We start from the raw sequence: 6,207 nt of genomic DNA, 5'->3' as shown, positions 1-6,207 counted from the left end.
TACGTCAATATACTTACACACAGAAAATTATTTAGGATTGTTTATAAATATAGAAAATCATTTAGGATTGCTATAGGAGAATCTTTAAACAGAATAGGCATATCCCCGAGTTCTTTAAGAAGTCGGGGCTTTAACACGATCGCATTTTACGTTTAATTAAGTGGGTTCACTTAACGTGACTTGCAATTGTTTCACTTTCCACAGTTGCTTCCACTGGCCAAGAATTTTCCATGTCTACTGTTTGTTTCGGCTGATAAACTGCCAAGTCGAACCAGAAAGTGGTACCCACATTAACTTCGCTAACTAAATTAATTTTAGTGTGGTGCTTGTCAATAATGTTTCTGACGATAGAAAGACCTAATCCCGTTCCTTCTAAAGTGTGTACTCGGTTTTCTACCCGGAAAAAGCGATCGAATATCGCTTGTTGGTCTTCAGGATCTATGCCAATTCCCGTATCAGAAATTTCGATCCGCACTACCGGACAATGTTGGGCATCCGGTGACAAGTTGTGGTTGACGGATTGACCGTCTTTGTGGGTGGGCGCCTCCGGCTCTAGCAAATATGCTCGAATGGCCACCTTGCCGCCGGACTGAGTAAATTTTAAGGCATTTCCTACTAAATTTGCAAATACTTGCAGTAACAAATCGTAATGACCCAAAGCAGGCGGCAAATACGGGTCAACTTCTTGCTCTAATTCAATGCCTTTATCCTTAGCATTTAACTGATAAGTCCGCAGCGTTTGTTCCACAGCTTGCGGGAGGTCAACAGCCTCCAAGTGATAAACTCGGCAGGATTCCAGTCGCGATAAGTCTAACACGTCGTTAACTAAACGAGTTAGGCGATCGGTTTCTCGATTGGCAATTTCTAGGAATTCCCTGCGCTCACTTTCTAGAAGGTCTTCTCCGTACTCGTGGAGAGTCTCAATAAAAGATTTGATATTAAATAAAGGTGTTCTCAATTCGTGAGAAACATTGCTGATAAAATTGCTTTTAGCCTCATTGAGTTCTACTTCACGAGTAATGTCCTGCACTGTCATTGCAATGCCTTTGAGACTTTCTCGGTAATTTCCGGAACCTTGATGCTTGGAGGTTTGCTCGTAGAAAGTACACTCTACAGCTACCGGGCGTTGTGGCTCGGTACAGGTATCTTCCTCATGGCGGATGCAGCTTCTGCACAGCGGTTCGGCACCGGGCGCTTTGTGCAGAATCACAGTAGTTAAAACAATCCGAATTGTACGATTAAGTGGTTCGCTCATAGAGATGCGAAATTCGCCACCTTCGCGATCGCCGGCAGCTATTTCCTGCAAAGGTCTAGCCAATTCCTGCTGCACTTCCGAAGGCAAAATGTTCAGAACATTTATTCCGATCGCCTTTTTACCTTCCCATCCAAAAATCCGCATCCCCGTCGGATTAACTAAAATCACCTGCAAATTTGCGTCTAATAAAAGCGCGCCATCAGCAATCGTTGAAACCAAAGTTTCTAACTTAGCTTTTTCCGCTGTCAGCTCTTCAATATTTTGTTCTTCATAACTTTCGAGTTTCTGGGCCATTTCATTAAAACTGCCGATCAACTCGCCCAATTCTCCCCCTAAAGGCAGGTCAACTCGCTGCTTAAAATTACCGCTGGCAATGTTTTTGACCCCGAAGACTAATTGTTTGATCGGCTGAGTAATTGTCAGGGCATTAAATACAGCTCCCAAAATTACCATCACCCAAATAGTGACAAATACTGCTAAAGTGACATCCCTAGTCAGATTTGAAGAGATAACTGCTGCCGGATTTGGGTTAATGCCGATCGCCAAAACTCCCAAATATTTGTCTTCATGAATTAACGGCACAAATACATCGGTAACTTCTCCATCTGGAGTCAAATGCTGCCGTACCAAAGGCAAAGAAGTTAAATTTCTCGCCTCAATATCGGCGAGAAAATTATCGGGAAGTTTGATCTGGCGGCGCAGCGTCAGGGAAGTCTCCACCTCTGATTCCGAAAAGGGTATCCCCAGGAAAATATCTCCCGCTTCGTCTGCGTAAAGCATATAGCGGACGCTGGAGGTGCTGCTGTAAAATTGGCGGGAAAAGCGGGCGACTTCGGAGCGATCGTTTTTGGCAATCAGCGGCGCCACATTTGCTGCCAACAGCAGGCCCAGGTCTCGGCCGTAACGAGTATCGTTAAGTCGGGCGTCTTGCTGGATAGTATTCACGGCCCAGAAGGTCAGGCCACTCATAATTAACGACACTACGAGGGTAGCAGCGGCCATCAGGCGGGTCTGGAGGGTAAAATCCGACCACCAGCGGGCAATAATTTCTCCGATTTTGTTTAGTATGGCCAGCATTTCACCAGTTCAATATTAAAAGCAAGATCAATTCAGTTGGCTCCCGATCGAATTTTCTGCTGCGACTTGTCCGCTACCGCCACCGCAGAGATACCAAACTTCATTGTTACATTTCTACATTGAGATTGCTTGGCTTTCGGATGGCGGCTGATGTCACAATTCCTAATTTTTATCGCCCAGAGCTCGGCGACCGATGTCCCGGCGGCAGTAGACCCCTTCAAATTGGATACAATCAACTGCTGCATAAGCTTTTGAGATAGCTTGTTCCAAAGTTTCTCCCGTCGCGGTGACACCCAAAACCCGGCCGCCGTCGCTCACCAACTGCTGCTGCTTCAACTGAGTGCCCGCGTGAAACACTTCTGCTCCTTTGGCTTCAGCTTCCTCGATACCTGTAATAACTTTGCCTTTTTGATAACTTCCAGGATAGCCCCCAGAAGCCAAAACTACGCAAACAGAGGCCCCCGACTTCCAGCGAATAGAATATTCACCGAGACGCTGCTGACAGCAGGCCAGCACCAAATCTTCTAAAGGAGTTTCCAGCAGTGACAAAACGGCTTGAGTTTCGGGGTCTCCGAAACGGCAGTTGAATTCTAAGACTGTGGGTTCTCCTTCTGGCGTAATCATTAAACCTGCGTAGAGTACACCCCGGTAGTCGATTTTGCGTTTTTGCAGTGCTGCGAGGGTGGGTTCGAGAATTTCTTCTTGAATCCTTTCCATGAGTTCCGGGGTGACAAGGGGCGCTGGGGCGTAGGCTCCCATACCGCCGGTGTTGGCTCCCTTGTCGCCTTCGCCGATAGCCTTGTGGTCTTGGGCCGGCAGCAACGGTTCCACTGTGATGCCGTCGGTGAGGGCGAGAATCGAGACTTCTTGACCTGTTAAGAATTCTTCGACGACGACTCGGATGTTGTCGGTGCCGAATTCGCCTCGGAAAATGGTGTTGATGGCGCTGTGAGCCATTTTGACGGTGGTGGCAACGGTGACTCCTTTGCCTGATGCGAGTCCGTCTGCTTTGATTACTATTGGGGTTCCTTGTTCTAGAACGTATGCTTTTGCTGCTTCTGCGTCTGTAAATACGGCAGCTTTGGGTGTGGGGATGCCTGCTTCGAGCATCAACTCTTTGGCCCAGGATTTGCTGGATTCAATTTGGGCACCGGCTTGGGTGGGCCCAAAAATCATGAGTTTTTTCTGTTGGAAATAGTCGGCGATGCCTAGCGATAGGGGCAATTCGGGGCCGACGATGACTAATCCGATGTTGTTGACCATCACAAAGCGTTCGATGCCTTGGAAGTCGTCGATGTTGAGCGACAGATTTTGACAGCCTTGGGTGGTAGCTGTGCCGCCGTTGCCCGGTACGCAGAATACTTGTTTAATCCGCGTAGATTCTAGCAGTTTTTTTGCGATCGCGTGTTCGCGACCTCCGTTTCCCACAACTAAAACTTTCACAGTATCCTCACCTATAAATTTTGTTCCCTGAATGTCTGATTTTCAGTGTTGGCATCTGTCTATCTGCTTTTTGCAGTGCTGTCAATTATGCCATGCTTGGCGCTAGGGAATTGCTAGATGTGGCACTTTTCTGGAGGAGTGGGGTTCGACGGCTGTTTCTCAATGGCTGCGAGCGTGCAATAATTAAAGACTTTAGCTGCCCAATTTTTATGGGTTCTGCCTCGATTTAATCAGGCAATTAAAACTCTTTTCTGGCTTTTAACTCTGCAATTACTATAATTGCTCCGGGGACAAATAGCGATAAGATAGGCAGGTTGACTCTGGGGAATTTTACTCACATGAAATCAAATCAAACCGCTGCGAGTTCGTCTGCCAAATTTAAGCGGGTGGGCGTTGTCGGCGGCGGCCAGCTAGCTTCGATGATGGGGGATGCTGCTAGTGCGCTGGGTATTGAATTGGTAGTGCAAACTCCCCATGCTAGTGACCCGGCAGTTTCTGTTGCTGCTGGTGCTGTTTTGGCGGCTGTGGATGATGTTTTGGCTACGGCTCAATTGGCGGCTGGCTGCGATGTTATTACTTTTGAAAATGAGTTTGTGGATTTGGATAGTTTGCGACCGCTAGAAGAGCAAGGTGTGTTATTTCAGCCGAGTTTGTCGTCGCTTTCTCCTTTGTTGGATAAGTACGTTCAGCGCTGTTATTTACAAGGTTTGGGTTTGCCAACTCCGAGGTTTTGGGAATGGGATTGCAGCGCAGATTTGCCCCCCGAATTGTTTAAAGCGGTGGCGATCGACTTTCAGGCAATTTCTGTTTCCGACAGCGTGCAAATGGAAGGAGACTCGGATGCTGGATCGATCGACTTTCCCTTTGTCGTCAAAGTTCGCCGCCACGGTTATGACGGCCAAGGTACTTTTATTGTGAATGATCGAGGGAGTTTGGAGTCAATTCGTGCTAAACTCCAAGGTCAGTCTTTGCTGGTGGAAGAGTTTGTGCCGTTCGATCGCGAGTTGGCTGTAATTGCAGCTCGATCGGCAAATGGCGAAATTGCGATTTATCCGATCGTCGAAACTCAGCAGCAAAATCAGGTTTGTCATCTCGTGATTGCGCCCGCTGATATTAGCTTAGATGTGAAAACTGAAGCTTGTGCGATCGCCCGCACTCTCCTCAACAGCTTAGAAGCTGTCGGCGTATTCGGCATTGAATTATTTTTAACCGCTGATAATAAGCTGTTAGTCAATGAAATTGCACCCCGCACCCACAACTCGGGACATTTTACCATCGATGCTTGCGAAACTTCACAATTTGAACAGCATTTGCGCGCAGTTTGTCAACTGCCTTTAGGTAATTCGGCTCTGAAATGTGCAGGCGCTGTCATGGTAAATTTGCTAGGCTACGAGTCGGCCCAGTCCGATTATTTAGCAAAAAGAAAACAACTGGCACAAATTAGCGGTGCTTTTGTACATTGGTATGGTAAGAAAGAATCGCGTCCGGGCCGCAAACTCGGTCACGTTACAGTTGTGTTCGACGCGGACTTGGCGGCTCAGGGGCGATCGTCAGCAGAGGATCTCGCTCAAACCGTTGAATCTATCTGGTATGCAAGTTAAATTGCTCGAAGCTTGCCAAAATCTGGTTAGTTGGTATATATTAAATAAAGGTTCTACTGCGACGTTGGTGACTGCCAATAATGTTTTTTTGATCTATAACTCTTAACTCTCGGGAATCAAGATGTTTGGACAGCAGTAAACTGGGCTTGTACCCAGAAACTTTAAGTCCGAGCCAACGGTACCCACCTGGTAAAATACCAGGTCAAAAGCTGAGGTAAGACGGCGTTGCGGGGAGCCATTAAAATTTAGATTGAGATAGGCGCTGTGAAATATAGCTAGCCTATTTTTTTTGAGATAAACGCTTTTACTCATACTTGGAGTTTAGATGCGATTCGTTTAGTCGAGCGCGACCTGATAAGGTTGTTTAGCATGGGAAGACCACTTTCCTAGCTGATTCACACCTGCTACTCCTACGTAAAAGACTTCATTTGAAGTCCGGTCACGCCTCAAGTAAGCAATGAACGAGATGGAATGCAGACCACGAAAGTAACCGAAACTGCTAGCCTAAAGCGGTCAAGTACAAGGGGAATCCTCTAACAGTGAACGCCAGTGAACTATCATTTTAAACTGCGTTATACCAATACTCCGGACAGTTTTTGGAACGAGACTACAAGCTTACGCGGGGCCAGGAGCATAAAAAAGTCGAATTAAATGTAAGTCAGGGGTGGAGCTGATATTGATTTAATTATCCACAGTGGCTCAAAGTCAAGCGAGCATAAGCCCTTGGGCCATATAAAAACTGTCCGGAGTATTGCTTTACACCTTTATTCACAAGTTAGATTTAGACCCTAACTTAATTTTAAATCACCCTAACCTCCCCTCCGTCCTATC

General features: G+C 46.8%; 3 protein-coding genes and 1 other RNA gene. 2 read left to right on the top strand and 2 right to left on the bottom strand.

Annotation, left to right across the window (positions count from 1 at the left end):
• Positions 1-166: 166 nt before the first annotated feature.
• Together QUA42_RS27205 and purD are read right to left on the bottom strand one after the other, a co-directional pair.
• Positions 167-2,332 (bottom strand): ATP-binding protein, encoded by a 2,166-nt coding sequence (locus QUA42_RS27205; protein WP_333141752.1) that lies wholly within the window; start codon positions 2,330-2,332, stop codon positions 167-169.
• A 162-nt stretch (positions 2,333-2,494) separates the two neighbouring features.
• Positions 2,495-3,775, bottom strand: a complete 1,281-nt coding sequence (gene purD, locus QUA42_RS27200; protein WP_333141750.1) for a phosphoribosylamine--glycine ligase — start codon at positions 3,773-3,775, stop codon at positions 2,495-2,497.
• A 338-nt stretch (positions 3,776-4,113) separates the two neighbouring features.
• On the opposite strand from purD, the gene QUA42_RS27195 reads away from it, so the two are divergent.
• Complete coding sequence (locus QUA42_RS27195) at positions 4,114-5,376, top strand: 5-(carboxyamino)imidazole ribonucleotide synthase (protein ID WP_333141748.1); 1,263 nt, start codon at positions 4,114-4,116, stop codon at positions 5,374-5,376.
• Between the two features lie 50 nt (positions 5,377-5,426).
• Positions 5,427-5,614: non-coding RNA, 6S RNA (gene ssrS, locus QUA42_RS27190), on the top strand.
• Positions 5,615-6,207: the final 593 nt, after the last annotated feature.

Origin of the sequence: Microcoleus sp. Pol11C2, from assembly GCF_036701505.1 — a bacterium.
In the GTDB taxonomy this organism is placed as follows: Bacteria; Cyanobacteriota; Cyanobacteriia; order Cyanobacteriales; family Microcoleaceae; genus Microcoleus.
This window is presented reverse-complemented; position numbering and strand designations above follow the sequence as displayed.